This window comes from Bacillus sp. RO2, from assembly GCF_012911845.1.
Taxonomy (GTDB): domain Bacteria; phylum Bacillota; class Bacilli; order Bacillales; family Bacillaceae_I; genus Sutcliffiella_A.
This window is the reverse complement of record NZ_JAAXCU010000055.1, coordinates 37,916-63,852: the sequence shown is the minus strand read 5'-3', so window position 1 is coordinate 63,852 and position 25,937 is coordinate 37,916. Positions and strand designations below refer to the sequence as shown.

At 41.0% G+C, this 25,937-nt stretch carries 29 protein-coding genes and 1 riboswitch; of the genes, 12 read left to right on the top strand and 17 right to left on the bottom strand.

Features of this window, described 5'->3' with window-relative positions:
* On the bottom strand, positions 1 to 615 hold a 615-nt coding region (locus HF078_RS18870), incomplete at its 3' end, for a metal ABC transporter substrate-binding protein (protein WP_169292535.1).
* A 93-nt stretch (positions 616 to 708) separates the two neighbouring features.
* A complete protein-coding gene (locus HF078_RS18865; RefSeq protein WP_169292534.1) occupies positions 709 to 1,893 on the bottom strand; it encodes a GTP-binding protein in 1,185 nt (394 codons plus the stop codon).
* Positions 1,894 to 2,060: 167 nt separating this feature from the next.
* Between HF078_RS18865 and HF078_RS18860 the strand changes: the two genes are divergently transcribed.
* Positions 2,061 to 2,627 carry a beta-class carbonic anhydrase gene (locus HF078_RS18860; RefSeq protein ID WP_169292533.1) on the top strand — a complete coding sequence of 189 codons (567 nt, stop codon included), beginning with the start codon at positions 2,061 to 2,063 and terminating at the stop codon, positions 2,625 to 2,627.
* Here HF078_RS18860 and yidD read toward each other — a convergent pair.
* On the bottom strand, positions 2,624 to 2,851 hold the full coding sequence (gene yidD / locus HF078_RS18855; RefSeq protein WP_169292532.1) for a membrane protein insertion efficiency factor YidD: 228 nt from the start codon (positions 2,849 to 2,851) through the stop codon (positions 2,624 to 2,626). The genes HF078_RS18860 and yidD overlap by 4 nt on opposite strands.
* A gap of 139 nt (positions 2,852 to 2,990) precedes the next feature.
* On the opposite strand from yidD, the gene HF078_RS18850 reads away from it, so the two are divergent.
* Positions 2,991 to 3,464: an S-ribosylhomocysteine lyase gene (locus HF078_RS18850; RefSeq protein ID WP_169292531.1), complete on the top strand. Its 474-nt coding sequence runs from the start codon at positions 2,991 to 2,993 to the stop codon at positions 3,462 to 3,464.
* A gap of 32 nt (positions 3,465 to 3,496) precedes the next feature.
* Here HF078_RS18850 and HF078_RS18845 read toward each other — a convergent pair whose 3' ends face one another.
* The gene (locus HF078_RS18845; RefSeq protein WP_169292530.1) at positions 3,497 to 4,669 is read right to left on the bottom strand and encodes an FAD-dependent oxidoreductase; all 1,173 of its coding nucleotides are present in this window, start codon (positions 4,667 to 4,669) and stop codon (positions 3,497 to 3,499) included.
* 222 nt (positions 4,670 to 4,891) lie between these two features.
* On the opposite strand from HF078_RS18845, the gene HF078_RS18840 reads away from it, so the two are divergent.
* The gene (locus HF078_RS18840; protein ID WP_169292529.1) at positions 4,892 to 5,896 is read left to right on the top strand and encodes a permease; all 1,005 of its coding nucleotides are present in this window, start codon (positions 4,892 to 4,894) and stop codon (positions 5,894 to 5,896) included.
* A gap of 18 nt (positions 5,897 to 5,914) precedes the next feature.
* Positions 5,915 to 6,922: a TIGR03943 family putative permease subunit gene (locus HF078_RS18835; protein WP_169292528.1), complete on the top strand. Its 1,008-nt coding sequence runs from the start codon at positions 5,915 to 5,917 to the stop codon at positions 6,920 to 6,922.
* Between the two features lie 114 nt (positions 6,923 to 7,036).
* Here the strand turns inward: HF078_RS18835 and ytzI are convergent, their stop codons facing one another.
* Complete coding sequence (ytzI, locus tag HF078_RS18830; RefSeq protein WP_169292527.1) at positions 7,037 to 7,192, bottom strand: YtzI protein; 156 nt, start codon at positions 7,190 to 7,192, stop codon at positions 7,037 to 7,039.
* 158 nt (positions 7,193 to 7,350) lie between these two features.
* Here ytzI and HF078_RS18825 point away from each other — a divergent pair, with 158 nt between their 5' ends.
* The gene (locus HF078_RS18825; protein ID WP_169292526.1) at positions 7,351 to 7,791 is read left to right on the top strand and encodes a Dps family protein; all 441 of its coding nucleotides are present in this window, start codon (positions 7,351 to 7,353) and stop codon (positions 7,789 to 7,791) included.
* A 66-nt stretch (positions 7,792 to 7,857) separates the two neighbouring features.
* Here the strand turns inward: HF078_RS18825 and HF078_RS18820 are convergent, their stop codons facing one another.
* Positions 7,858 to 8,094, bottom strand: a complete 237-nt coding sequence (locus HF078_RS18820) for a hypothetical protein (RefSeq protein ID WP_169292525.1) — start codon at positions 8,092 to 8,094, stop codon at positions 7,858 to 7,860.
* Between the two features lie 147 nt (positions 8,095 to 8,241).
* Between HF078_RS18820 and HF078_RS18815 the strand changes: the two genes are divergently transcribed.
* From HF078_RS18815 to ytkD, 3 genes are all read left to right on the top strand, one after another.
* Positions 8,242 to 8,640: a phage holin family protein gene (locus HF078_RS18815; RefSeq protein WP_169292524.1), complete on the top strand. Its 399-nt coding sequence runs from the start codon at positions 8,242 to 8,244 to the stop codon at positions 8,638 to 8,640.
* Positions 8,641 to 8,713: 73 nt separating this feature from the next.
* Positions 8,714 to 9,034: a hydrolase gene (locus tag HF078_RS18810; RefSeq protein ID WP_169292523.1), complete on the top strand. Its 321-nt coding sequence runs from the start codon at positions 8,714 to 8,716 to the stop codon at positions 9,032 to 9,034.
* Positions 9,035 to 9,139: 105 nt separating this feature from the next.
* Entirely contained in the window at positions 9,140 to 9,613 is a 474-nt protein-coding gene (gene ytkD, locus HF078_RS18805; protein WP_169292522.1) for an RNA deprotection pyrophosphohydrolase, read from the top strand.
* Positions 9,614 to 9,630: 17 nt separating this feature from the next.
* On the opposite strand, the gene HF078_RS18800 is transcribed toward ytkD, so the two are convergent.
* The 3 genes from HF078_RS18800 to HF078_RS18790 are packed head-to-tail and all read right to left on the bottom strand — an operon-like array spanning position 9,631 to position 12,201.
* Positions 9,631 to 10,437 carry an ABC transporter permease gene (locus HF078_RS18800; protein ID WP_169292521.1) on the bottom strand — a complete coding sequence of 269 codons (807 nt, stop codon included), beginning with the start codon at positions 10,435 to 10,437 and terminating at the stop codon, positions 9,631 to 9,633.
* Positions 10,415 to 11,194: an ABC transporter ATP-binding protein gene (locus HF078_RS18795; RefSeq protein ID WP_169292520.1), complete on the bottom strand. Its 780-nt coding sequence runs from the start codon at positions 11,192 to 11,194 to the stop codon at positions 10,415 to 10,417. The genes HF078_RS18800 and HF078_RS18795 overlap by 23 nt, the downstream gene beginning before the upstream one ends.
* A gap of 11 nt (positions 11,195 to 11,205) precedes the next feature.
* On the bottom strand, positions 11,206 to 12,201 hold the full coding sequence (locus tag HF078_RS18790) for an ABC transporter substrate-binding protein (protein ID WP_169292519.1): 996 nt from the start codon (positions 12,199 to 12,201) through the stop codon (positions 11,206 to 11,208).
* Between the two features lie 73 nt (positions 12,202 to 12,274).
* On the opposite strand from HF078_RS18790, the gene HF078_RS18785 reads away from it, so the two are divergent.
* Positions 12,275 to 13,096 carry an alpha/beta hydrolase family protein gene (locus HF078_RS18785; protein ID WP_169292518.1) on the top strand — a complete coding sequence of 274 codons (822 nt, stop codon included), beginning with the start codon at positions 12,275 to 12,277 and terminating at the stop codon, positions 13,094 to 13,096.
* Between the two features lie 757 nt (positions 13,097 to 13,853).
* On the opposite strand, the gene pckA is transcribed toward HF078_RS18785, so the two are convergent.
* On the bottom strand, positions 13,854 to 15,440 hold the full coding sequence (gene pckA / locus HF078_RS18780) for a phosphoenolpyruvate carboxykinase (ATP) (protein ID WP_169292539.1): 1,587 nt from the start codon (positions 15,438 to 15,440) through the stop codon (positions 13,854 to 13,856).
* A gap of 402 nt (positions 15,441 to 15,842) precedes the next feature.
* Positions 15,843 to 16,008, top strand: a riboswitch (SAM riboswitch).
* A 177-nt stretch (positions 16,009 to 16,185) separates the two neighbouring features.
* Between pckA and metK the strand changes: the two genes are divergently transcribed.
* Positions 16,186 to 17,385, top strand: coding sequence for a methionine adenosyltransferase (gene metK, locus HF078_RS18775; protein WP_148987974.1), 1,200 nt, complete (start codon positions 16,186 to 16,188; stop codon positions 17,383 to 17,385).
* Between the two features lie 70 nt (positions 17,386 to 17,455).
* On the opposite strand, the gene abc-f is transcribed toward metK, so the two are convergent.
* From abc-f to HF078_RS18755, 5 genes are all read right to left on the bottom strand, one after another.
* Positions 17,456 to 19,339, bottom strand: coding sequence for a ribosomal protection-like ABC-F family protein (gene abc-f / locus HF078_RS18770; RefSeq protein ID WP_169292517.1), 1,884 nt, complete (start codon positions 19,337 to 19,339; stop codon positions 17,456 to 17,458).
* Positions 19,340 to 19,470: 131 nt separating this feature from the next.
* Positions 19,471 to 19,602 carry an RAxF-45 family protein gene (locus HF078_RS21125; RefSeq protein ID WP_263290307.1) on the bottom strand — a complete coding sequence of 44 codons (132 nt, stop codon included), beginning with the start codon at positions 19,600 to 19,602 and terminating at the stop codon, positions 19,471 to 19,473.
* A 122-nt stretch (positions 19,603 to 19,724) separates the two neighbouring features.
* A complete protein-coding gene (locus HF078_RS18765) occupies positions 19,725 to 20,867 on the bottom strand; it encodes a glycosyltransferase family 4 protein (RefSeq protein WP_169292516.1) in 1,143 nt (380 codons plus the stop codon).
* A 17-nt stretch (positions 20,868 to 20,884) separates the two neighbouring features.
* The gene (locus HF078_RS18760) at positions 20,885 to 21,424 is read right to left on the bottom strand and encodes a phosphatase PAP2 family protein (RefSeq protein WP_169292538.1); all 540 of its coding nucleotides are present in this window, start codon (positions 21,422 to 21,424) and stop codon (positions 20,885 to 20,887) included.
* Positions 21,425 to 21,754: 330 nt separating this feature from the next.
* On the bottom strand, positions 21,755 to 22,273 hold the full coding sequence (locus tag HF078_RS18755; protein ID WP_169292515.1) for a gamma carbonic anhydrase: 519 nt from the start codon (positions 22,271 to 22,273) through the stop codon (positions 21,755 to 21,757).
* Between the two features lie 81 nt (positions 22,274 to 22,354).
* Here HF078_RS18755 and HF078_RS18750 point away from each other — a divergent pair, with 81 nt between their 5' ends.
* Positions 22,355 to 23,146, top strand: a complete 792-nt coding sequence (locus tag HF078_RS18750) for an alpha/beta hydrolase (RefSeq protein WP_169292514.1) — start codon at positions 22,355 to 22,357, stop codon at positions 23,144 to 23,146.
* A 2-nt stretch (positions 23,147 to 23,148) separates the two neighbouring features.
* Entirely contained in the window at positions 23,149 to 24,219 is a 1,071-nt protein-coding gene (locus HF078_RS18745; RefSeq protein WP_169292513.1) for a tetraprenyl-beta-curcumene synthase family protein, read from the top strand.
* A 101-nt stretch (positions 24,220 to 24,320) separates the two neighbouring features.
* Here HF078_RS18745 and mnmM read toward each other — a convergent pair whose 3' ends face one another.
* Together mnmM and mnmL are read right to left on the bottom strand one after the other, a co-directional pair.
* Positions 24,321 to 24,893, bottom strand: a complete 573-nt coding sequence (gene mnmM, locus HF078_RS18740; RefSeq protein WP_169292512.1) for a tRNA 5-(aminomethyl)-2-thiouridylate-methyltransferase MnmM — start codon at positions 24,891 to 24,893, stop codon at positions 24,321 to 24,323.
* Complete coding sequence (gene mnmL / locus HF078_RS18735) at positions 24,890 to 25,858, bottom strand: tRNA modification radical SAM protein MnmL/YtqA (RefSeq protein WP_169292511.1); 969 nt, start codon at positions 25,856 to 25,858, stop codon at positions 24,890 to 24,892. Before mnmL ends, mnmM begins: the two co-directional genes overlap by 4 nt.
* Positions 25,859 to 25,937 lie beyond the last annotated feature (79 nt).

Here is a 25,937-nt window from a genome sequence, read left to right as displayed (position 1 = left end):
GTGGGGTGCGTGTTGGTGTGTGTGGGCTGCGGGGTCGGGGTGGTGCGGGTTTTCAGGAGGTTGGGGTGCGGGTTGGGGGTGGGGGGCTTCTTCATGGGCGGCGTGTGGATGGTCGTGAGTGTGGTCTTCTTGAGGAGCTTCGTCTTCATGTTCGGGGTGGTGCTCTTCTTCAGGAGCTTCGTCTTCATGGTCGGGATTGTGCTCTTCTTCATGAGCTTCGTCTTCATGTTCGTGATTGTGCTCTTCTTCACCACGGAGTTCAATTCCATTACCAGCTACTACAACAGGAACGTCCTCATTTTCCAACACATCTTTTGCTTTATCAGCAAATCCTTCCACACCAACACCTGTATAAATAAAAACATCAGCAGAAGCCATTTCGCTCATTGTTTTTGTAGATGGCTCAAACGTGTGTGCATCAGAACCAGGTGGAAAGACAGACTTCACTTCGACATGATCGCCGCCGATTTTCTTTGTAAAGTCTTCTAACGGGAAAATGGTCGTATAAACATTTAGTTTTTCGCTGCCGTCAGAAGCTTGATTATCTGCATTACATCCCACTAAGAATGTAAAAACTACTAGTATCATTGCAATAAAAATAGATTTAGTTTTCATTGTTTTCTCCTTTCATTTTGTATCCCAACGATATTATATCGTAACTGTTACGATTTGAGAACTAAAAAGACAAATGTTATAAAATTGTTACAATTACTCTATGATAAAAGCAGGAACAGGATCTGCAAGCTTGGACCAGTCCTCATTCATCTCTTTTTCGGTAAGAAGACAGGTATCTAATGAGCGTTCAATCTGAGCTTGTTCCATTTCAATGCCGATGAAGACAAGTTCTGTCATTCTGTCTCCATATGTTTCGTCCCATCTTTCTAGTAACTCTGGTTCTTCTTTTAATGTTAGCTGTTTTTCCTCTTCGTCGTAGCTTGCAACCCACTCTCCAGCACCTTGAATCATAATAGAGGTACCAGCTTGAGAAATTAATCCTGCCATATCATTCCTAGAAGCTAGCCAGAAAAAACCTTTAGCACGGACAATCTCGCCAGGCCAATTATCTAACCAAGATTTAAATCTCTCTGGATGGAACGGCTTCCTGCGGCGATAAACGAAAGAGGAAATTCCGTATTCTTCAGTTTCAGGAGTGTGCTCCTCGTTTAATTCTTTGATCCACCCAGCAGCCTGGCTTGCTTTTTCAAAATCGAAAAGACTGGTATTAAGAATCGCTCCCAACTCTACTTGACTTTTAACCGTTTGAATTATTTTTGCTTCGGGGTTCAATTTCTTTAGCAGTGCCTCTAATTCCACAACATATTGAGGTTCTAGTAAATCAGTTTTATTTAATAAAAGAATATCAGCGAATTCGATTTGGTCTATCAATAGATCAGATATTTCGCGTGTATCTGATTCATCCGTTCCCTGTTTGCGATCTAGAAGGCTTTCGCCGGATTGATAGTCATCATAAAAGCGGAAACCATCCACTACGGTAATCATTGCGTCCAGACGGCACTTTTCTGTAAGATCAATCTCAAATTCTTCATCTAAATAAGTAAAAGTCTGTGCAACAGGAATTGGTTCACTTATTCCAGAGGATTCAATCACAATATAGTCAATGTTGCCTTCATCAACTAGTCGCTCCACTTCCTTCATGAGGTCTTCTCGCAATGTACAGCAGATGCAGCCGTTTTGCATTTCCACCAATTTTTCTTCGGTTCTGGAGAAACCGCCTTGTTGGATCAGTGCAGCGTCAACGTTTACTTCACTCATATCGTTAACGATTACTGCAATTTTCAAACCTTCTCTATTGGATAAAATGTGATTTAACAGGGTTGTTTTACCTGCACCAAGATAACCGCTTAGCACAGTTACAGGAATCTTCTTTTTCATAAAATACATACTTCCTTTCTTGTTTAAAACGTAATCTTTACGATTTACTTATAAAATATTACTAAAAACCTAAAAAGAAAACAAGGTATTTTTATTGTCATTTTGTTTTGAGTTTGTCATATTGAAAGAAGGTAATCTAAACTATTATTCAGAAAGAGGGAAAAAAGATGAAATTACTGGATGAAATTTTAGAACACAATTCGGGATTTGTAGAAAAAGAGGAGTATATCCAATACCAGACGACTAAATTTCCTGACAAAAAATTAGTTGTATTATCATGCATGGACACAAGGTTGATGGACCTGTTACCAAAAGCGATGAATCTAAAACATGGAGATATGAAGATTGTTAAAAATGCCGGAGCGATTGTATCGCATCCGTTTGGAAGTATTATGAGAAGTATCTTGGTTGCCGTGTTTGAACTACAAGCGGATGAAGTGTTGGTTGTAGGACATCACGATTGCGGAATGGGAAAAATCAATCCCGAGGGCATGCGTGAAAAGATGGAAGCAAGGGGAGTAACAAAAGAAACGATTGATGACTTGAAATATGCAGGTATTGATGTAGCAGGTTTCTTAAAAGGGTTTGACAGCGTGGAGGAAAGCGTCCGTGAGAGTGTGGATATGATTGCAAATCACCCACTAATGGCAGAAGGAGTACCTGTGCATGGATTGGTTATTGACCCTCACACAGGTAAACTGGATCTGGTTGTTAATGGATATGAAAAAAATTAACGTTTGTCTTTCTTCTCAGGAACATGATCAATGCCCCCAGGATGAAAAGGGTGGCACTTAAGAATTCTCTTTATTGTCAGCCAACCGCCTTTAATTGCTCCAAAACGTCCTATTGCTTCCATTCCGTATTGGGAGCATGTTGGATAAAATCGGCACGTTGGCGGGGTTAATGGGGAAATGAATTTTCGATAAAAACGAATGATGGATAAAAAGACATACTTCATTTACTGTCACCTCAAGTAAATTATAATCGAAAATTTGGGAAACCAAAAATTTATTAAATTCGTATAAATCAGATGAATTTAATTGGAATTGAATCTGTGTTATACTGTAATTAACTTTTAGATAAGGGAGAGTGCTATTATGCCTTCAGTAGAAAGTTTTGAACTAGATCATAATGCGGTAAAAGCTCCTTATGTTCGTCATTGTGGAGTACACAAAGTAGGGACAGACGGTGTAGTTAATAAATATGATATTCGTTTTTGCCAACCAAACAAACAGGCGATGAAGCCAGACGCTATTCACACTTTAGAGCATTTATTGGCATTTAACATCCGTACACACGCGGAAAAATACAGCCATTTTGATATCATCGACATTTCTCCAATGGGTTGCCAAACTGGCTACTATCTAGTGGTAAGCGGAGAACCGACAGTAGATGAAATTGTTGACTTGATGGAAGACACGTTAAAGGATGCAGTTCAGATTGAAGAAATTCCGGCTGCAAACGAAAAACAGTGCGGTCAAGCAAAGCTTCATGACCTTGAAGGTGCGAAGCGTTTGATGAAGTTCTGGTTAGAGCAGGATAAAGAAGATTTGAAAAAAGTATTTGGATAAAAGGGAAGGATGACTCAATGGGTCATCCTTTTTTAAATGGAAGATATGATGTTTGCTGCTACTCTCGCACCAGAGATATTACGTGCGATTGGACCTACTTCTAGTTCTGCTAGTGCGCCGCTTACATAGAGATTAGGTGCCCATTCCAACATGTTGTTAACAATAGGATAGCCGCACTTTGCGCACGGCAGCTTCTCTTGCTTTATGACAGGCTCCAGCCATTCTTTGCCTGGAAGCCCTTGTTCAAATCCTGTTGCAAGAAGAATTGAGCTGCCTATTATTGTTTCTCCGTTTTCAAGTAGTAGCTGTACATCATTGTGCTGAATCAGAAAGTCGTTTACGTTTCCATCCTTTATTGTTAATTTTTTTGTACGTACTAAATGGCTAATTCTGTTTCTTAATTCAGAAGGAATAGAGCCTTTATGCCTTGCAGATTTTATTGCTTTGCGCCTGTTTTCATAATCTTTTATCTTGATAAATGGCTGACGCATTTTAGGACCAAGCCATTCTGGATTACTGTCAAAGTCATGGACCCTAAAAGGATGGCGCTTTAGCATCGTGACTTCACCTGGAAACAAAGTGGCCAGTTTGATTGCTAAATGTGTGGCTGTTATTCCACCGCCGACAACTACAAACGGTCTCCCCATTTTTTCGAATGGAGGAAGTTCTTTGTCAAATACATGATATAAGGATTTTGAACTTTCTTCCTTTAAACGGCTGGCCCATTCAGGGAGGTGCAACTGATCACTGATTCCAATGGCGATTACAACTTTTTCCGTTTGAAACACTTTTCCATTTTGAAGATACACTTTCCAATACCCATTGCTTTTTTCTACATTACTAACGTTTGAATGGACATAAGCCTGTTGAATATCTAAATCATCTATAAGGTGATCACAATGGTCATTGAACATATGTAAGGATGGCCTTTTATATTTACCATAAAAGTCTGTGTTAGGTTGATATTTATGTTCTTTTTTAGAAAAAGCTTGCAAGCTAAATGGTTCATTATCCAAATGATGAACTGAGGGCGATCTTAAATACGGCATGGAAATGGTAGAGGTACACCTTTTCCAATTTTCCAAAGGCTTGGGATTTGGGTCAATGATTCTTAATTGATTTATAGTGGTTTTATTCTTTTTTAGTAAAAAAGTGGCGACGGTTAAACCTTGAATTCCTCCGCCGATGATAATCCATTGAAGCATAGTAACACTCCTCTTTTTCTGCAAATAGTAATCATTACGATTATAGATATTACAAATAGTATAGGAATATGCAACAGGAATCAAGAAGGAAAACCGAAACAACTTACCAAACTTTCTATCATACTGTTAATAGATTAGACATATATTGCTAGTAACAAAGATAAAGCTTTGAAAGTTTCATATGTTATAATACAAAATAGAAAATATGATAGGAGTAGAAGAATGAGGAAAAGCAGTAGTCTTTTAAAGGATTTGATCGGGCTTGCTTTAATTGGAGTTTTCCTATACCTATTCTTTTTTATAGACTTTAAGGAAATTTCATTTGATATTCCAAGCTCTTGGCTAAATGTAAATACGATTTTTCTTAGTATTGTCATTGAAGCCATACCGTTTATTTTACTTGGTGTTTTCGCCTCTGCATTGATTCAAACATTTGTTTCAGAGGAAAAAATAAAAAAATATTTACCTAAGAGTCCTATTGGTGCCATTATTCCGGCAGCATTACTTGGGGTCATTCTACCAATCTGTGAATGTGCGATTATTCCGGTTGTTCGCAGATTAATTAAAAAAGGAATGCCGCTTCACGTTGGGGTGGTCTTACTTGTAGGTGCACCTATTCTTAACCCGGTAGTTGTAGCTTCTACATACTTCGCCTTTAACGGCGATCCTACTATTTTATATGGTAGATTTGGACTTGCCTTTATTCTATGTATAGTTATCGGCTTTTTGATGTTGTTGCTTTTTGATAATAAAAACCAGCTTCGTTGGTCGAAAAGTGAATTGGTAGGCAGACAAGAAATGGAGGAGTCGGCACTACAGCAGAATAAATGGAAAGCGACCTTCTACCACGCTAGTGATGAGTTTTTTGATATGGGGAAATACTTGATAGCCGGTGCGTTCATCGCGAGTTTATTCCAGACTTTCCTTGATCGTAATGTATTAATGGCGCTTGGACAAAATGAAGTATTGTCTCCAGCTGTCATGATGGCTTTTGCATTTGTGCTCTCACTCTGTTCAGAAGCGGATGCCTTTGTTGCCGCATCATTTGGTTCAACTTTTACAGTGGGATCTTTGTTAGCGTTCATGGTATATGGACCGATGCTCGATTTGAAAAATACATTTATGCTTTTTGCATACTTCCGTACAAAGTTTGTACTTGTGTTTATGGCAGTTGTAACTATTGTCGTGTTCGCCGCGATACTTATTTTCCAGCAGCTTGTGCTGTAGGAGAGAGGATGATATTAGATGGAAAGCAATCGTGATTATGGATTTCATATTTATTTGCGTGGAATCATATTGCTGGGATTTACTCTCTTGTTTTTTAAACTTCTGGCCACGGGGAATATAACGAATTTCATTGCACCGCGGATGATGCCGTTCATGTATTTTGCAGCAGGGACATTGTTTATTCTTGGTATTGTGCAGATTTGGCGCAGCGGCTCTAAAGATAAAGAGGAACTGGTGTGTAATTGTGGATTTGACCATGGGGAGTCATCTACTCCCATTCAATCAATTTTGATTTATTCTATGTTTGTGTTGCCTGTGGTGACAGGATTCATGTTCCCGGAAAATATTTTGGACAGCTCCATTATTGATAAACGAGGTTTTACAAATTCAAAGGTGATTGTGGAACAGCGTGAGCAAGCGGGGGCATTTGATGGTCCAGCAGGTGGTACTGCTGGAGATGGAGGAAACGGTGGTGAATCCGAAACTTCAAGGGCGGAGGCTTACTTAGATGATCCTGAAGGGTATATGGAGGATCAAGAAAACGGGGCACCGGAAATTGATGAGAAATTAGCGGACGCACCGTTAGAGCATCCAGAAGGATTTGAACTGCAAGAGCCGCCGGAAGGATATTATGAAGAATTGAAGGCTGAGATGCTGGAGATGGACACGATTGTCGTGGATGATGAGAGATACATTCCGATGATGAACATCATAGATATGAGTATTGATGAATTTGTCGGCAAGAAGATCGAAATGATTGGATTTGTGTACCGAGAAGCCGACTTTACGGAGAACCAGTTTGTTGTCGCGCGTTTTGGATTGTCATGTTGCGTAGCCGATGCCAGTGTTTATGGGACGTTGTCCACTTTGAGTGGGGCAGGGGATCTTAAAAACGATGACTGGGTGAAAGTGAGCGGAACCCTGACAACCACTCAATACAATAACTGGACCCTTCCATTCGTCGAAGTAGAAACCCTTGAAAAAGTCGAACAACCAGAATCACCATATATCTATGAATACTACTAATAATCTTAAACCAAAAAATTAAGAGAAATGAACCCCCCTGAGCCTTACGCTCAGGGGGGTTCGACGTTTGGTGCAAAATTCCTTTAGGGGTCTGACCCCTAAAAGGAATTTTTTTTATTTCTTCACCTCATCATCAGGGTCTTTTTGGTTTTGTGTTGGTTCGATTGGGTCTATGGTGTGTTCGTATTTGTAGGCTTTGTTGGTGGAGAGTAGGGTGAGAATTAGCACGACAAGTACGATGATGATGCAGATGATTAATATGGTCATCATGGTGTGTATACCTCCGAATAATATAATTTTCATTATATATCATTATTACCCTCTAACAAAAACTAATCAAGGCATAAGTCCATTGTTTAGGGGGACGCTATAAGGGGTAAATAACCTATATATTATATTGGTATATTTGAAGGAGGTAATAGAACAAAATGTCTAAACAATTAACGGATGTAGTAAATAAGCAAGTAGCAAACTGGAGTGTTCTTTATATCAAGTTACATAATTATCACTGGTTTGTAAAAGGTCCGGAGTTCTTCACACTCCATGAAAAATTTGAAGAGTTATACGGCGAAGCTGCCACACATATTGATGAATTGGCAGAGCGATTACTAGCGATTGAGGGAACTCCAGTTGGAACGATGAAAGAGATTCTGGAAATATCCACTATCCATGAAGCAGAAGGGAAAGAAACAGCACAGCAAATGGTCCAATCCATTGCAAGCGACTTCTCTACGCTCATCAAAGAGTTAAAAGAAGGCATGGAGATTGCGGACCAAGCGGGAGATGAAACCACTGGTGATATGCTTCTTGCCATTCACCAAAGCGTGGAGAAACACAACTGGATGTTGCATGCATTCTTAGGAAAATAAAAAAAGTAGCCTGATGAAAGGAATTTTCCACAGTCCTTTCATCAGGCTTTAATATTGCTGACACAGTTAATGAAGCAGACCTTGGTCCCCATTAGCTCCACTAATCAACAACTCTTTTACCTGCTCCATCACCAATTCTGCCACCACTTGATGAAGGTCATCATCCGATAATTCCGCTAATAGATCGATGCATTGCTCCCTTGTAAAACTGTTCACGATAGAATACGCAACTGCATCAATATCTTCATCATCCCGAATCCATTTTTTATGATATTTGTTTACGAACGTCTCAAATGATTTCATGTTTTTTCTAGCTCCTCTAGTAAAATAATGATTAGTTTTCACCAATTATATTCGTTCATACACAAAATTCTATTATTTCGTAACGGGCTTTTAATATTTTGCATAATATGCAATATAGAAAGTAGTGAGGGGGTAGGGGAATTTGTCATGGACAAGTACAATATATTTTGTTTGGGAATTGCATCATTCCTAGGTTCCATAGCTTCTTTTTTTTACGGAGGCTTTAGTTCTCTATTAACTTTTTTAATTTTGTTTGTAGTCGTGGATTATTTAACAGGAGTCATCGCTGCATTTGTTGAAAAGCGTCTTTCGAGTCGAGAGAGTTTTAAAGGTATCGCACAAAAGATATTTATTTTTGCATTAGTAACGATTGCTCATGTGTTGGACATTATTTTAGGTACTAGTCTAATTAAAGACGTTACAATCTTATTTTATTTGGTAAATGAGTTCATATCCATTATGGAAAATGCGGCACGTATGGGAGTACCAATACCGAACATCTTGAAGAAAGTTATAGATGCCATTAAAAAAAAGGCGGATCCGTAACAAGTGAATCTAAAAGAATAAAGAAGGGATTTTGTGTGAAAATAAGAGAAGATACTAGAAAGGGTGAAGATACATGGGGCGTAAAACATACTACATTTCACTAGCAGAGGGTTCAATTTCACAAGTGAGTACAGCATCTTCTTGGGACTATCAGATACAGGCAACAGATGATGAAATAACACATTTACGGGAAATTTTCGATCAAAATTATTCTTCTGATTGGCAAGGTTTTTGGCGTGCCCATATTCCGTATGTACAATATCATTTTGACAAAACAAATGATGCATATGATAACGGATTGCAACAAGCGTTTAAGATGATTTATGAGCTTGGAGATGAAGCAACTAAGGCCCATATTAAAGATCAGGGATTAATGGACGATTTAATCGAATAGAAGTTTTTTATCCATGATGGTCTAAATAAGGTACTTGACTCTCACATTTTCGATGCTACTATGATAAGATAAATAAGAAAAAAGAGATATTGGAGTTTCGATAGTATGTATGAGTTTGAAGATATTTATAACAACCGAGTGATGTTATCCTTTGAAGACCATCCTTTTTCTCGAGACCCCAAACACGTCTGGGTTATTTGTCGTTACCAGGATCAGTGGCTGTTGACCAGTCATAAAAACAGGGGAATGGAGTTTCCGGGTGGAAAAGTAGAAGATGGGGAAACCGCCGACCAAGGTGCGATTAGAGAAGTAAAGGAAGAAACAGGTGGACATGTGTCCCAGCTGAAATACATAGGGCAGTATAAAGTGGATGGAAGAGAAAAAGTCATCGTTAAAAATGTATATTTTGCAGTAATTGATACGTTAGAAAAGCAGTCTACATACTTTGAAACGAATGGTCCTGTCCTCTTGAAGGAGATACCAGCAAACATAAGAAAAGATAATAAGTTTAGTTTCATTATGAAAGACGATGTTCTGACTCATTGTCTTGATAAAATAAAGAAGAGCAACTCCATTTGAGGGGTTGCTCTTACTTTTTACGTATGTTTAACAAGCTTTTTTTCAAGGTACTCGACCAATTGATACATGATTGTCGCAAATACTGCGATAATCAATAAGCTCAATAGTACGAGGGTGAAGTTGAATACTTGAAAGCCATAGATAATCATATAGCCAAGTCCTTTGGAACTGACAAGAAATTCGCCGACAATGACTCCGACCCAAGCCAAACCAACGTTCACTTTAAGGGTGGAAATAATAGTAGGATAGGACGCTGGGAGGACTGCTTGCTGAAAAAGTTGCCAGCGGGTTGCTCCGAAAGTCCTCAGTACTTTTAGATAGTTATCATCTACTTCTTTAAAGGCGGTATAAACGACAATGGTGGTGATGATAACCGAAATGATGGCCCCCATGGTGATGATCGATCCCATATTGGGTCCAATGGCTACAATTAATATGGGGCCAAGGGCGACTTTAGGCATTGCATTAAGAATGACTAAATATGGCTCAAGCACTCTAGAAATCATAGGCGACCACCAGAGGATGGCAGCCATGATCGTTCCAATGAGTGTTCCGAGAATGAACCCGAAGATGGTTTCGGTTACTGTGATGCTGATATTGGAAAGCAGCGTACCGTCTTTTATTTTATCTATGAATAGATTCCAGATTCGACTTGGATAACTGAACAGCAATGGATTAATCCAGCTGTTTTTTCCGGCAAGCTCCCAAACGGAAAAAAAAACAATAAAGATGATTAGCTGATAAAACCTTACTTGATAAGTTACTTTTTTAAGCTGTTTTAAATAGCCTTGGTGAAGAAAATCAATGTTCGCTTTCTTGTTCAAGTTGCTCCAACTCCTTCCAAATCTTTTGGAACAAGGAGGAGAAGTCAGGGTGCTGCCTTGCTTCAAATGGGATCATGTTTCTTAATTCTTCTGGAACGATGAATGTTTTCGCCAAGCGACCAGGATTCGCTTTCAACAAGAAGATGCGGTCACTCATTGCAATGGCTTCTCCGATGTCATGGGTGACGAGCAAAGCGGTTTTTCTAAAGGACTTGAGTGTGGTAAAAACTAAATCCTCCAGCTTTAGCTTCGTCTGGTAGTCCAGTGCTGAAAATGGTTCGTCAAGAAGCAGGAGTTGAGGATCTGTGGCAAGTGTACGGACAAGTGCTGCACGCTGCCTCATTCCGCCTGATAACTGAGAAGGATATAACTTTTCAACATCCGGCAGTCCCATTTCTTTTAGCAGATGTAAAGTTCTTTCCATATTTAGTTTCGTCTGCTTATCTGCAATCTTCAACCCTAGAAGTACATTCTCCTCAATGGTCTTCCATGGGAAAAGATAATCCTGTTGAAGCATATAGCCTATATTGGAGATGCAGTCTTTGGAAGGTTTGTCGCCTAACAATACGCTCCCGTCTGTCGGCTTAAGGAGACCCGCAATAATGGATAACAGTGTTGTTTTCCCACAGCCACTTGGGCCGAGGAAGGAGATAAACTCCCCTTCCTCAATAGAGATGGAGATGTCTTCTAGTACCTTTGTAGCGCGTTCCGGTGTAAAATAGATGTGATTTATATTATTAATTGATAATAAACTCATCGTTCATCATCCTATTCTTCCATTACCTCTTCTGCAATGGTTGTATTTACTAATGTGCCGTATTCCACATATTGTGGAAGCTCCCCGGCTGTGTCCATGATGTTTTGCAGGTTATCCCATTCTTCTTGATCCAGGATTGGATCAGTGGCGTAAGAACCTTGACTCTTATAACGGTCCACAACGGTTTCGATTAATTCTACCGACGTATCTTCAAAGTATGGAAGGATGACTTTGGCAGTTTCAGAAGCAGGGTTATTCTCCACCCATTGTTGGGCTTTGTAAAGCGCACGAGTGAATTTCTCTGCGGCCTCAGGATTTTCTTTTAGATAGCTTTCCTTTGCCATGAATGTCGTATATGGCAAATGACCTGACTCTTCCCCGAAAGAGGCGACGATATATCCGATGCCTTCCGCTTCAAAAATACTAGCCTGCGGTTCGAATAACTGCACGTATTCACCTGTACCGGAAGCGAAGGCGCTGGGAATGTTCGCAAAATCGACGTTTTGGATAAGATTCAAATCATTTTGTGGGTCAATGCCATGTTTTTTGAGTACAAACTCCCCAGCCATTTGAGGCATACCACCTTTACGTTGGCCAAGAAATGTACTGCCTTTTAAATCATTCCAATCAAAATTATCGAGTTTCTCTCTTGATACAAGAAATGTCCCGTCTGTTTGGGTAAGCTGAGCAAAGTTAATGATAGGGTCATTAGAGCCTTGCGCATACACATAAATGGACGTCTCAGAACCCACCAATGCCACATCCGCCCCGTCAGCGAGCAAGGTGGTCATCGTTTTATCGCCACCCCAAGTGGTCGTTAATTCAATTTCCAAACCTTCCTCTTCAAAAAATCCTTTTTCAATCCCAACATATTGGGGAGCATAAAAAATAGAGCGGGTAACTTCGGCAATCCGGACCTTTTCTGTTTTACTGCCACCGCAAGCTGCAAGCGCAGCGATTAAAACAAAAGATAATAAAATACTTAACGTTATTCTTAAACCTTTCATGTCCTACCTCCTCGGAAATTGTGGGCATATGCTTTGTATGTTTTTATAGATTAGCGTATGATTTGGGCTAAATATGTGTGAATGCCTAGTGCGTCAAAAGGGGGCAATATTTTTGCAAGACGGGACGATTGTTGAAAAAACTCCATTTCCATCACCGAGTTCGCATATCAGTGTTTTTGCGGTGACCTATTATAGCGCTGGATTGAAGGTGAAGGGACTGCTAGCCGAGCCAAAAGCGGATGGGGAGTATGATGGATTTCTATATTTAAGGGGCGGCATCAAAAATGTCGGACAGGTACGTGTTGGCCGTATCGTTCAATTTGCCTCAGAAGGTTTTGTGGTGATGGCGCCCTTTTACCGTGGGAACCAAGGTGGAGAGGGAAATGAGGATTTTGCTGGAGAGGACAGGAAGGATGCGTTTGCTGCTTATCAGTTGTTAGCGGGTCATGAAAAAGTGAAGAGTGATCGTATTCATGTCTTCGGTTTCTCTCGTGGCGGTGTGATGGCTCTCATGACAGGTATTGAATTTCCTGAAGTGTGTTCTGTTGTGTCATGGGGCGGTGTTTCCGATATGTTTCTCACCTATGAGGAGAGAGTGGACCTGCGCCGTATGATGAAGCGGGTAATTGGAGGGACTCCGAATAAATATCCTGAGCGATATGAGTGGAGGACACCGCTGTTGGAACTTGACCGGCTAGATGCGCCGATTTTGATTATTCATGGTGAACAGGACAAGAACGTTTCTATTGAGCACTCTTATAGATTGGAAAAGTGTGCGAAGGAGATGGGGGTGCACGTGGAGGCGTGGTATTATCCGGAGTACACGCATTATTTTCCGCCTAGGGAAAATAGGAGGATTGTGGCGCGGTTGACGAGGTGGATGAAGGAGCAGTGATGGAGCTGGCGATGGAAGCAGGGGCTTCCGCTTTCTATGTCAGAGAGGTGGCTTCTCTCTCCGCCCGAAACGCAATGTGGGGAGGGAAAACAGTAGGAGAGAGGGGTTCTCACCGCCCGAAACGCTCCGGGGAATGGAAAAACGGTAGTAGAGAGGGTGCCTCTCTGCCCGAAGAGCTTTGGGGAAAGAAAAAACGGTAGGAGAGAGGGTGTCTCTCTGCCCGAAAAGCTTTGGGGAAAGGAAAAATGGTAGTAGAGAGGGTGTCTCTCCTACCGAAAAACTTTTGGGAAAGGTAAAACGGTAGGAGAGAAGGCCTCTCACCGCCCGAAACGCAAAGTGGGGAGGGAAAACGGTAGGAGAGGAAGCAAACTATACGCCAGATCCCATGAAAAAATAGAGAAACGGTCGAATAGAACAGCTCTATAAGCCCGAACGCCGGGTAGCAAGAGAGAAACGGTCGAATAGAACAGCTCTATAAGCCCGAACGGCGGTTAGGACGAGAGAAACGGTCGAATAGAACAGCTCTATAAGCCCGAACGCCGGTTAGAAAGAGAGAAACGGTCAAATAGAACAGCTCTATAAGCCCGAACGCCGGTTAGGAAGAGAGAAACGGTCAAATAGAACGGCCTTAAATGCCCCAACCGTCGCTGAACAAATGGAAACAGTCAAATAGGGTGACTTTTTTGCGCCCCCCCAATAAACCAAAAAGCCAACCAAGGCTCTAACAGCCTTGGTTGGCCTAAAAATTTTTCCCAAATTATACTGTAGGTCCGCCCAACTCAAGGACTTCCGCAGGTACATTTTCAAACTTCTTGAAGTTCATTTTGAACTTGCCTGCAAGCTCACGTGCAAAATGATCGTATTTCTCATCGTTATGCCATGTTTTCTTTGGTTGTAACACTTCGTCAGGTACACCAGGAACGTGTACAGGAATGGAAACGCCAAAGTATGGATCTTTTTCGACTTCTACATTTGTCAGGTCGCCTTCTAGTGCCGCCTGTACCATTGCTCTTGTGTAGGAAAGCTTCATGCGACTTCCAACGCCGTACTCTCCGCCAGTCCAACCTGTGTTCACAAGGTAAACTTGCACATTATGCTCATCGATTTTTTTGCCCAGCATTTCTGCATAAGTCGTAGCAGGTAGTGGCAAGAACGGTGAGCCAAAGCATGTTGAGAAAGTAGCTTGTGGTGACGTGATTCCGCGCTCTGTGCCTGCAAGTTTGCTTGTGTAACCACTTAGGAAATGGAACATAGCTTGTTCTTTAGATAGCTTAGAAATTGGAGGCAATACGCCTGTTGCATCGGCTGTTAAAAAGACGATAGTATTCGGATGACCAGCAATGCTAGGCTGAACGATATTTTCCATTGCGTCCAGTGAATAAGCTGCACGTGTATTTTCAGTTAACGTAGAGTTTTCATAGTCAGCGATTCGGGATTGACCATCAATGACCACATTTTCAAGGACGGAGCCAAAACGGATCGCATCAAAGATTTGTGGTTCTTTTTCGCGAGTCAAACCGATACATTTTGCGTAGCATCCTCCTTCAATGTTAAATACACCTGTGTTAGACCAGCCGTGCTCATCGTCACCAATAAGTTTGCGATTAGGGTCGGCAGAAAGTGTTGTTTTACCTGTGCCGGATAGTCCGAAGAATAATGCTACATCGCCTTCACGTCCTACGTTTGCAGAGCAGTGCATAGGCATAATTCCGTTTTCTGGTAGAAGGTAGTTCATAACAGAGAAAATGGACTTTTTCATTTCTCCGGCATATTCTGTCCCACCAATCAGCACAATTCGTTTGCTGAAGGAGATTATGATGAATGCTTCTGAATTTGTTCCGTCCACTGCAGGATCCGCTTTAAAGTTCGGAGCAGAAACAATGCTGAATGCGGTTTCATGTTTAGCCAATTGCTCTTCATTTGGTTTAATAAATAACTGTTGAGCAAAAAGGTTGTGCCAGGCGAATTCGTTGATTACTTGAATTGGCAGTTGATATTTCTCGTCTGCACCTGCAAATCCTTTAAACACGAATACTTCATCTTTGTTTTCTAAGTATGTGAGAACTTTGTTATATAGGCGATCAAATACGTCTTCAGAAATAGGACTGTTGACGGTACCCCAGTCAATTTTATCTCTGCTAATTTCTTCTTCTACAATAAATTTATCTTTAGGGGAGCGACCCGTGTATTTTCCAGTGGTTGCGAGTACTGCACCAGTTGAGGTCAGGCAGCCTTCATTACGGTTTAATATCTTTTCTACCAATTGAGGAACAGACAGTTGAACATGTGTGTTGCTTCCGTAAATTAATTTTGTTAACCCATTATCAATTCCGACCGTTTTCATCATGGATAACTCTCCTTCAATTATATAAATTGTTTTTTTCTCATCTGTTAAAAAGTATAACACATTTAACTTAATAGTCCATACTAATTAACTTATTTTATGAAAATTAATATGAATTCGTTAACATTTTGTGAAAAAAAGGCTTATCCCAGTGGAAAAGCATCCTATATATAAAATGAAAGCGTTATCATTTTATGCCTGTCCACTAAAATTTTCACCAAACGCCCTATCTCATTATAAACGCTGCCATCCAGAAGTAAAAGGAAATGATAAAGAGATTTTCAAGAGAGAAGATCCATATTATAAGGAAGCAATTATTTCCTGTAAATTGATGTCGAATTATTTCTCTTTTTTGTTGACATGAAAGGTTTTAGTACGCTAATATAGAACCTTGAACGGATACTCTTATTCCGAGCTGGTGGAGGGACAGGCCCTATGAAACCCAGCAACCTGCTCAAAGGATGAGCGAGCGAAAAAAGCACGCCGCTGTTTTGTATTAGGCCAAGCATTTGGTCGCTTGAGAAAAGGTGCTAAACCTGAGCAAGGCTTTGACCTTGACCGATAAGAGTGAAAGGCTAATTCTCGACATCAAACCTTTCCTCAATTTTGTGGGAAGGTTTTTTCTATTTTTACACAAGATAACATAGAACATCACAATAGGAACTGAGATCCGTATCAAATATAACTGCTGTACATGAAGAGAAGTCAAACGCTTTTCATAAGTAAAAAGGAGGAACTTTTTTTAATGACTAAACAACGTCGTTTATTTACTTCTGAGTCCGTAACGGAAGGGCATCCGGATAAAATTTGTGACCAAATTTCTGATTCAATCCTAGATGCGATCCTTACAAATGATCCAAATGCACGTGTAGCGTGTGAAACTTCCGTAACTACTGGATTGGTATTGGTTGCTGGTGAAATCACTACTTCCACGTATGTTGATATCCCGAAAATCGTTCGTGAAACAATCCAAGGCATCGGTTATACTCGTGCAAAATACGGTTTTGATGCGGAGACTTGTGCAGTACTTACTTCCATTGATGAGCAGTCTGCTGACATTGCAATGGGTGTTGACCAGGCTCTAGAAGCTCGTGAAGGTCAAATGTCTGATGCAGAAATCGAAGCAATCGGAGCTGGGGACCAAGGTCTAATGTTCGGATTTGCTTGTAATGAAACAAAAGAATTAATGCCATTACCAATTTCACTGGCGCACAAGCTTTCTCGCCGTTTAACGGAAGTAAGAAAAGATGAGGTTCTTCCTTACTTACGTCCAGACGGTAAAACGCAAGTGACAGTAGAATATGATGAGAACGACCAACCGGTTCGTATTGATACTATCGTTATCTCTACTCAGCACCACCCTGAAGTTTCCTTGGAGCGTATCCAACGCAACATCAAGGAATACGTAATCAAGCCGGTAGTACCTGCTGAATTGATTGACGAGAACACAAAATACTTTATCAACCCAACTGGCCGTTTCGTTATCGGTGGACCACAAGGGGATGCAGGTCTTACAGGACGTAAGATCATCGTTGACACTTACGGTGGATACGCTCGCCATGGTGGTGGAGCATTCTCCGGTAAGGATGCAACGAAAGTAGACCGCTCGGGTGCTTATGCTGCACGTTATGTGGCTAAAAACATCGTAGCAAGCGGACTTGCTGACAAGTGTGAAGTTCAATTGGCTTATGCGATTGGTGTTGCTCAACCAGTATCTATCGCAGTTGATACTTTCGGAACTGGTAAAGTTTCTGAAGAAAAATTAGTTGAATTGGTTCGCAACAACTTCGACCTTCGTCCAGCAGGAATCATTAAAATGCTAGACCTTCGTCGTCCTATTTACAAGCAAACTGCTGCTTACGGCCACTTCGGACGTAATGATCTGGATCTTCCTTGGGAGCAAACAGATAAGGCTGATGCTTTGAAAGAGCAAGCGAACGCTTAATATAGTAAATAAAGAAAACCGCCCGGGAATAAGGCTCTTTGAGAGCTTTATTCTTGGGCGGTTTTTAGTATTAAAGGATTTCTTCTAATTTTAAATATAATGAATCTCTTTCCGTTTCTAAAAGAGTGAGTTCTTCTTGCATCCTTTGAAGTGTCAGCAAGTCTTCTTCATTGTTCATTAAAGTTTCCATTTCATTAATATCTGTTTCTAAATCCTCTAATTTTTTTTCAACCTCTTCAAAATCAATACTTGAAGAGTTCGGAGCGGAATGCTTTATCTTTTTCTCTATTTCGACAACTTTAGGAAGGTCTGCAACCTTCTTTCTCTCTAATTCCTCGCGCTTTCCACGGGCATACTGATAATTCCCTTCATAGGTAACAAGTATCCCATCCTCTAGCCAGCATGTTTTCTCGAAGTATTTATTTAAAAAGTACCGATCATGGGAGACTGCGAGGATGGTACCGTCAAACTCCTCCAACGCTTCTTCTAGCACTTCACGGGAATCTATGTCAAGGTGATTTGTCGGCTCATCTAATATCAGCAAATTGATGTCCTGGTGCATGAGCTGTGCCAAACGGAGGCGCATTTTTTCGCCACCGCTTAAATTCTCTACTTTTTTGAATACAGATGGGCCATAAAACAAGAATTTAGCTAGCACATGTCTTGCTTGTTCCAATGTGATGGAAATGTCTTCACGGAAAGCTTCAATTAATGTTTGGCTTGGATTACTGGCCTTGATGTGCTGAGAAAGATATCCTACTTTTACATTACTGCCAAGTTTCACTAAACCGTTATCAGCCTTTAGTTCCCCAAGAAGTATTTTTAGAAGGGTAGATTTCCCTGTACCATTCTGACCTACAATTGCCGCTCGTTCTCTAAAATAAACTGCAAGATCTATGTTTTTGAAAAGATCTTTTGTATTAAATGATTTACGTACACTTTCCATTTTTACCACATCTTTTCCGCTACGATCTGTGGCATCAAACTGAAGACCCATCGCCTTTCTTTCTAGGATAGGACGTTTTAATTTTTCCATTCTATTTAATGCTTTCTCCATGCTTTTAGCACGACGGTGCATGGCTGCATTAGGCGGATTGCTTTGATTCGCCCATTCTTTCAAGCGTTTGATGGCTTCTTTCATTTTCTTGATTTTTTTCTGCTGCTCTTGATACGCTGAGAATTCCAACAGCAATCGTTCTTCTTTCTCTTTAAGAAAACCACTGTAGTTTGTGTGGTACGTGTGGATCTCCCCGTCTTCTAAATCTATAATTTTAGTTGCTACTTCATCAAGAAAATAGCGGTCATGTGATATTGCAACAACTGTACCATCATATTCTTTTAAATATTGCTCGAGCCATTCTACTGAAAAAATATCAAGATGGTTGGTCGGCTCATCAAGCAATAATACATCAGGTTTTTGCAACAGGATAAATCCTAAGCATATTTTTGTTTGCTCTCCGCCACTCAAGCTTGAGAATGGCTGAGAAAGTAAGGAGGTGATTTTTAGCCCGTTTGCAATCCGCTGAATGGAGGCATCCATATCGTACCCTCCCATAAAACCAAAGCGTTCTTGCAGTACTCCGTATTCCTGCATAATCTTGTTTAACTCGTTCTCTTCCCCAACCTCCGTCATTTGGTACTCTAAAGATCTTAACTTATGTTGCAGTTCCACAGTTTCTCTGAATGCGGAAAGTAAGACATCTTCTCCTGTTGTCCCATCAGGATAGAAGGGGATTTGGGCAAGGTATCCGATTTTAGTGCCTTTTTTTATATGAATAGCTCCTTTGTCTGGAGCTTCCAATCCACTGATCAGTTGGAAAATTGTCGTCTTTCCGCTTCCGTTTCTACCAACAAGTCCAATTCGGTCGTTTGCCTGGATTTCCATGGAAACATTCTCAAAAATCATCGTGCCTGCAAAGCTTTTACTTATATTATTTAATGTACATATCATCATATTAAGTTCACTCCTTCAGAATTTAAACGCACAAAAAAACCATGAGTAAGAAGAAGCCTTCTTTCCCATGGTTTTTACTTAGACGCAAAGTACAGGATGCATCAGGTGTGTGTCGGGCAAAAGATCTCTTACTATCTGTCTTTTCTATTCAGCTGTCTAAAAATGGACATACGTGTCCCGTTGATAGCTGAATCATGAAAAATTGCACGACAAATATGCAAGTATGCCATGTATTGTGTGCGAGCATTTACAGATAGTAACATCTTTTTCCCTCCTTCCGAACAAGTAAGATAGATACATTATATAATATTCCATTTTAAAGTTGCAAATTTTTTAATAATTTCTTCGTTTTACAAGGAAAAGGAGGCGTAGTGGCCTCCTTTTCTTATGCAAGTATTTGTAGTTTTTGTGGTGTTAACGCACTTTGGTAATCGTGAAGGAGTCTTTCGAAAACGGAGTCCCAAGATTGCTCCAATGCATAGTGGCGGCCGGCATAACCCATTTGTTCTCGTTTTTCTTCGTCTTCTATAAGACTAGTGATGGCAGCAGCAAAAGAAATAGCGTCATTTTGGTTGCACAGATGCCCTGTTACCCCTTGTTTAATGATTGTCTGGACACCTCCAGCATTAGCACCCACTACAGGTGTCCCCGATGCCAAGGATTCTAAGACGACATTTCCAAAGGTTTCGGTTGCAGAAGGAAAGACGAATACATCAGAACCGGCATAGATCTCTGCCAGGTTATGTCCAGACTGAAAGCCAGCGAAAGTCATATTAGTCGGGGCATTATTTTGTAATTCTTGTTTTATCGGCCCGTCTCCTACTATAAGCCAGTGCACATCATGACGTATAGTTTCCGGCAAGGAAGATTGAATGTTTGGAAGTAGGGCCACATCTTTTTCAGGGGCAAGTCTCCCAACGTAGGAAAGGATATATTTTTCTTTTATATTAAATTTGTTTTTTATGAGTTGAGAGGATGTAAGTGGTTGGAATACTGAGCAGTCAACCCCTCTAGGCCAGATAGCAGTATTGATGAATCCGTGATTCTTGAGGTGATTCTGGGTGTCAGTGGATGGAACAAAAATCTTGCGTAATGGACGATGAAACCAACGCATATAGCTCCAAAGCACTTTTGTCAGGAATTGAAGGTCGTAGTATTCGAGGTATTTATCAAAGTCAGTATGGTAAGAACCGACAACTGGAATGTCCAGTTTTTTTGCATAGTGAAGTCCGCAAAGGCCGATATTAAATGGGGTTGCAACGTGAATGAGGTCTGGTTTAAATTTTATTAGCTCGGCCTTCACGGATAGCATATTCGGTAATGCAAGTCGGCATTCGGGATATAAGAAGAATGGAAGACTTGCAAAGCGGTGGACTTGGCTGGAAAAAAGGTCTTTGTCCGTACTTTCTGGTGCAAATACTCGGTATTCCAATCCTTTGTTGTCCAAGTAATTGGTCAATCGTTTTAACGTCTTTGCTACACCATTGACATCTGGTGCAAAAGTGTCTGTAAAAATGGCAATTTTCATAGTGAGCCTCCTTCTTATTATGAAAATAGGGGAACGATTAGTAGAAAGGAAAATATTCCTGTGCTGCTTCCGAGTATCATCCCAACTGCAACATCAGATGGGTAGTGAAGTCCAAGATATATCCTTGAAATGCCTACACATAACGCCAGAGGAATTAATAGAATTGCCAGTGGCGGAAAAAATAGGACAAAAGGAATAATACTTGAGAAAATGGCAGTAGTATGTCCAGATGGAAAAGAGTGATCTTTAAGCGGATTAGTGGCCACTTTGATCTCAGCAAGCGCTAGGTATGGACGGCGTCTTGGATATAATTTTTTTGCAATGGCTACAGGTATGTGACTAAGCGCCAATGATAGCCCCGAAGCAATAGCTGTATGTTTTAGGGAATGATTGCTGAAGATAATGAAAAGTAAGAGGGTGCAAATAGTAAAAGTGGCACCGCCAACATGTGTAATGTTTCGAAAAAAGAAATTTACATACTTTTTGTCAAAATGGCGATTCACACTGCGAAACAAGTTGCATTCAAATTCGTAGAAATTAGCTAGTAATTTGACCATCATTAGGACTCCTTTTTAGCTAGGTTTTATTCTAATTTTTATTTTAGATGGAGAATATTTAGGAAGTTATAAGACTATGTAAAGAATGGGTAAGAATTTGGTGGTGAAAAATTCACAGAAATTTTAGAATGAAAACACCACCCAGGAGTTGGGTGGTGTGTGGAAAGTATATTTTGCATTAACGGTTGATTTCCGTTCCAGGCGCTTCGCTTGCCTGCGGGCGGTCCGTGAGCCTCCTCACTTCGTTGCGGGGTCTCACCTGTCCCTTCCTCCCGCGGGCGTCTTCGCGCCTTCCACTGCAATCAACTGGGTTTTTCTTTAATCAAAAAATCAATTTTGTACAGATTTGTAAAATTGGCCTTTTTCGACGTATTCTCTGCGTATGCGGGCCATGTCTAGTTTGTCTTCTTCTGTTAGTTCCCGGACGACTTTGGCGGGGCGGCCGAATGCAAGTGAATTTGGTGGAATACGTTTTCCAGGTGGAACAAGGCTGCCGGCACCGATGAAGGAGCCTTCTCCAATTTCAGCTCCGTCTAAAATGATGGAGCCCATGCCAATTAAGGCGTTTTTGCGAACAAATGCGCTATGTAGTGTACATTGATGCCCAATTGTGACATCATCTTCTATTATCAAAGGCTTGTTTGGACTTTGATGTAATAGGGATTGATCTTGGATATTTACTCTGTTCCCGATAATGGTCGGCGCAACATCTCCACGAATGACAGTATGAAACCATATGCTGCTTTCTTTTCCGATGGTCACATCACCAGTGATGACGGAGAAATCTGCCAAATAGGCTGTTTCATCAATTTGTGGTTTTTTATCTAGATATGGGTATATTTTATACATGTGGTCCTCCAGCTTGTAAGATTTGATAGTTTTATTTTATTATATCAGAAAGAATTTTATATTTTTAAGGGAGTGTTTGAAATGTGGAAATGGGAGGCTGAAAATCCGAAAGGCACCATTGTCATTGTCCACGGAGCTCAGGAGCATCACGGGAGATACACGTGGCTGTTAGAACAGTGGAAAACAAACGGGTATAATGTCATTATGGGGGATTTGCCTGGGCAAGGTCTTTCCACACGAAGAAGAGGGCATATCGATAATTTTGATGAATATATAGAAGAAGTGGAAAAATGGATTAAAGAAGCATACCTCTTGAAACCACCTGTCTTTGTTATCGGACATAGTATGGGAGGACTTGCAGTTATCCGCACACTTCAAGAAAAGAAACCGTTGATGGTCGACGGTGTTATCTTATCTTCACCATGTTTGAAGCTGTTGCATCATCCAACCAAAGGTCTTGACGTCCTTTCCAAAGGGCTTAACTTTATTTTGCCGAAAACAAAGTTCAAAACTGGTTTGACGATAGATAAAGCGACAAGAAATGAAGAAATACGAAAAACTGCTGAAGGAGATGAGCTTTACATCACGAAAGTGTCTGTTAGATGGTATCGTGAACTTGTTCAATCGATGAATCAGGCTTTTACCGGCATTGAAAAATTCCCGGATGTTCCTGTTTTGCTTTTGCAGGCAGGAGATGACTTGATTGTTGATAAATTTGCATCAGAAACATGGTTTAATTCCCTTTCTGCCAAAGAGAAAACGTATAAGGAGTGGGAAGGACTTTACCATGAGATTTTCAATGAACCAGAGCGTGCACGTGTTTTCCGTTATGCAAAAGCATTTGTGGACTTACAATTAGAAGGAAGTGACTGAATTTGAAGGTACCCACCCATCCTTTTTCTTTGATGAAAAGAGTGTATCGAGATGTGTTTCCTGTTGTATATGAGGAGCTGGAGCTTTGGAAAAAGAGGGCTTCAGTTATTCCAGATGAGGAGCTTCGCAAGCAGGCGCTAGCAAGTATTGAGACGAAAGCTTTCCATTGTGAAGGGGGCGGGATCCTGTCTTTACTTGCAGGTGCTGATTTTCGTCATGCGGTGAAGTTTATTGTTGCCTATCAGACCATCAGTGACTATTTGGATAACTTATGCGACAGAAGCACCTCGTTGGACCCTGAAGACTTTGCTGCACTGCATGAGTCCATGCCAGATGCTTTGACAGTCGGAGAACCTTTGAAAGAGTATTACCGATTTCGGGATGAACAGAATGATGGAGGGTATCTTGCCAGTTTGGTGACGACCTGTCAGGAAGTGCTGAGTTCTCATCGTAACTATGAATTAATAGCTCCGCATCTAGTTAAGCTTGCAGGCTATTATTGTGATTTGCAGGTACATAAGCATGTGATCGAGGAAGAACGGGTGCCAAGGCTGGAAGAATGGTTCTCTCTTTACAAAGAGGAACTGCCTCCTATGGAATGGTATGAATTCTCGGCTTGTACAGGATCTACTCTTGGGATATTCTGTTTGGTTTCTCAAGCATACCGAGAAACATTCACCTCCCAACATGCCGAGAAAATAGTAGGTGGCTATTTCCCTTATATTCAGGGGCTACATATTCTGTTGGATTATTTCATTGATCAGGAAGAGGATATAGATGGTGGGGATCTCAATTTCTGTACTTATTATGAAAGTGAGTCTGTGTTTTTGGACAGATTACAGCATTTTATGGATCAGGCAGATGCCTATACAGCTGGATTGCCATTTGAGAAGTTTCACCGCCTTATAAATCGTGGCCTGCTCGGAGTCTATCTTTCAGACCGTAAAGTCCACAAATGCAAAGACATCTCCTCCATGGCCAAAAGCATCATCAAAGCAAGTGGCGGCACCGCCTACTTCTTCTACATGAACGGACGGGCTTACCGCAAATTTCAAAGCTGGCGAGGGGCATAAAGCTTGAAGAAGGAAAAACTTTAGTGATTTAGAGAGTTGAAAAGGGGTCTGACCCTCAATGCGTTAATACAATAAAGGAACCGGCATCTCTGCCGGTTCCTTTATTTTTTTTCGATTGCGATGATGAATGGTGGGTTGTTGATTTGGTTCATGAAGCGGTATTGAAGGACGTGGGCTCTTTTTTGGTCCAGTTTGGTGACGTAGTCGAGAAGGGCGTCGCGTTCAATTTGTCCTTCAGGATGTCCGTGGTAGATGACAAGGACGATCACCGCCTCTTTTTCCATTATAGATAATAGGCTGTCGACGGCTTGTGTCGTACTTTCTGGTACTGTCACAATGTCTTTGTCGCCACCAGGAAGATAGCCAAGGTTGAAAATGGCTCCTCTGATTTGTCGCTGTTTTTCCAAAGGAATGCGTTTCAACACTTTGGCATGACTGTCTTCAAAAAGGGTGACTCGAGACTCCAACCCATGTTCTGCTAGCAAAGTCTTCGTGTTCAACAGTGCTTCTTCCTGAATATCAAAGCCATACACATGGCCGTTTTTCCCGACAAGCTCTGAAAGGAATAGGGTGTCATGGCCGTTTCCGACCGTACAATCCACAGCTATATCTCCCTCAGATAAGGCGAGCTTCATGATCTTTTTGCTATACGGCAATACTCGTTCCAATTTCATCGTCCATCACCACTTGTATAATATTTCCCTTGCCAGCTATCTCGTCTTTTCAACTCTGCATCAATGGCATTTAAAACAGACCACTTGTCAACACTCCACATAGGACCGATCATAATATCAATAGGTCCGTCTCCTGTAATGCGGTGAACGATCATCTCAGGCGGTAAGATCTCAAGCTGATCGCAAACAAGTTGGATGTAATCCTCAAAAGACAGAAATTCAAGCATCCCTTTTTCATATTGCTTCACCATCGGAGTGCCTTTCAGAAGATGAAGCAAGTGAATCTTGATACCCTGAACATCTAACTTTGCCACAGCCTCTGCAGTTTCCATCATCATTTTGTTATCTTCAAGCGGCAGGCCATCAATGATATGAGAACATACACGAATACCGTGTTTACGCAGCTTGTTGACTCCTTCTACATACGTTTGGAAGTCATGGGCACGGTTGATCAACAACGCGGTACGCTCATGAACGGTCTGCAAGCCAAGCTCCACCCATAAATACGTACGTTCATTCAACTCTGCCAAATATTCTACCACATCATCTGGCAAGCAATCTGGACGTGTACCGATGGAAAGTCCGACTACACCTTCTTGTTTTAGCACCGTTTCGTACTTTTCGCGAAGAACTTCGACAGGTGCATGCGTATTGGTAAAAGCTTGAAAATAAGCCATGTATTTGCCGTCTTTCCATTTATGATGCATTTTATTTTTAATTTCATTAAATTGTGTAATCAGATCATCAGCTCGATTTCCGGCAAAGTCACCAGATCCGGCAGCACTGCAAAAAGTACAGCCGCCATGTGCCACTGTACCGTCCCGGTTCGGACAATCAAAGCCGCCATCTAATGCGACTTTAAATACTTTATGCCCAAAATGGTTACGTAAATGATAATTCCAAGTGTGATATCGTTTATCTTCAACGGAATATGGAAACGGATTTTGCTCATTTGTTTTATTCATCCGTACTCCTCCTCTTTTTTCTCCATTATTGCTAACAAACCATTTTAGCATGTAAATTGCTACTGCTTCAATGCTCCTC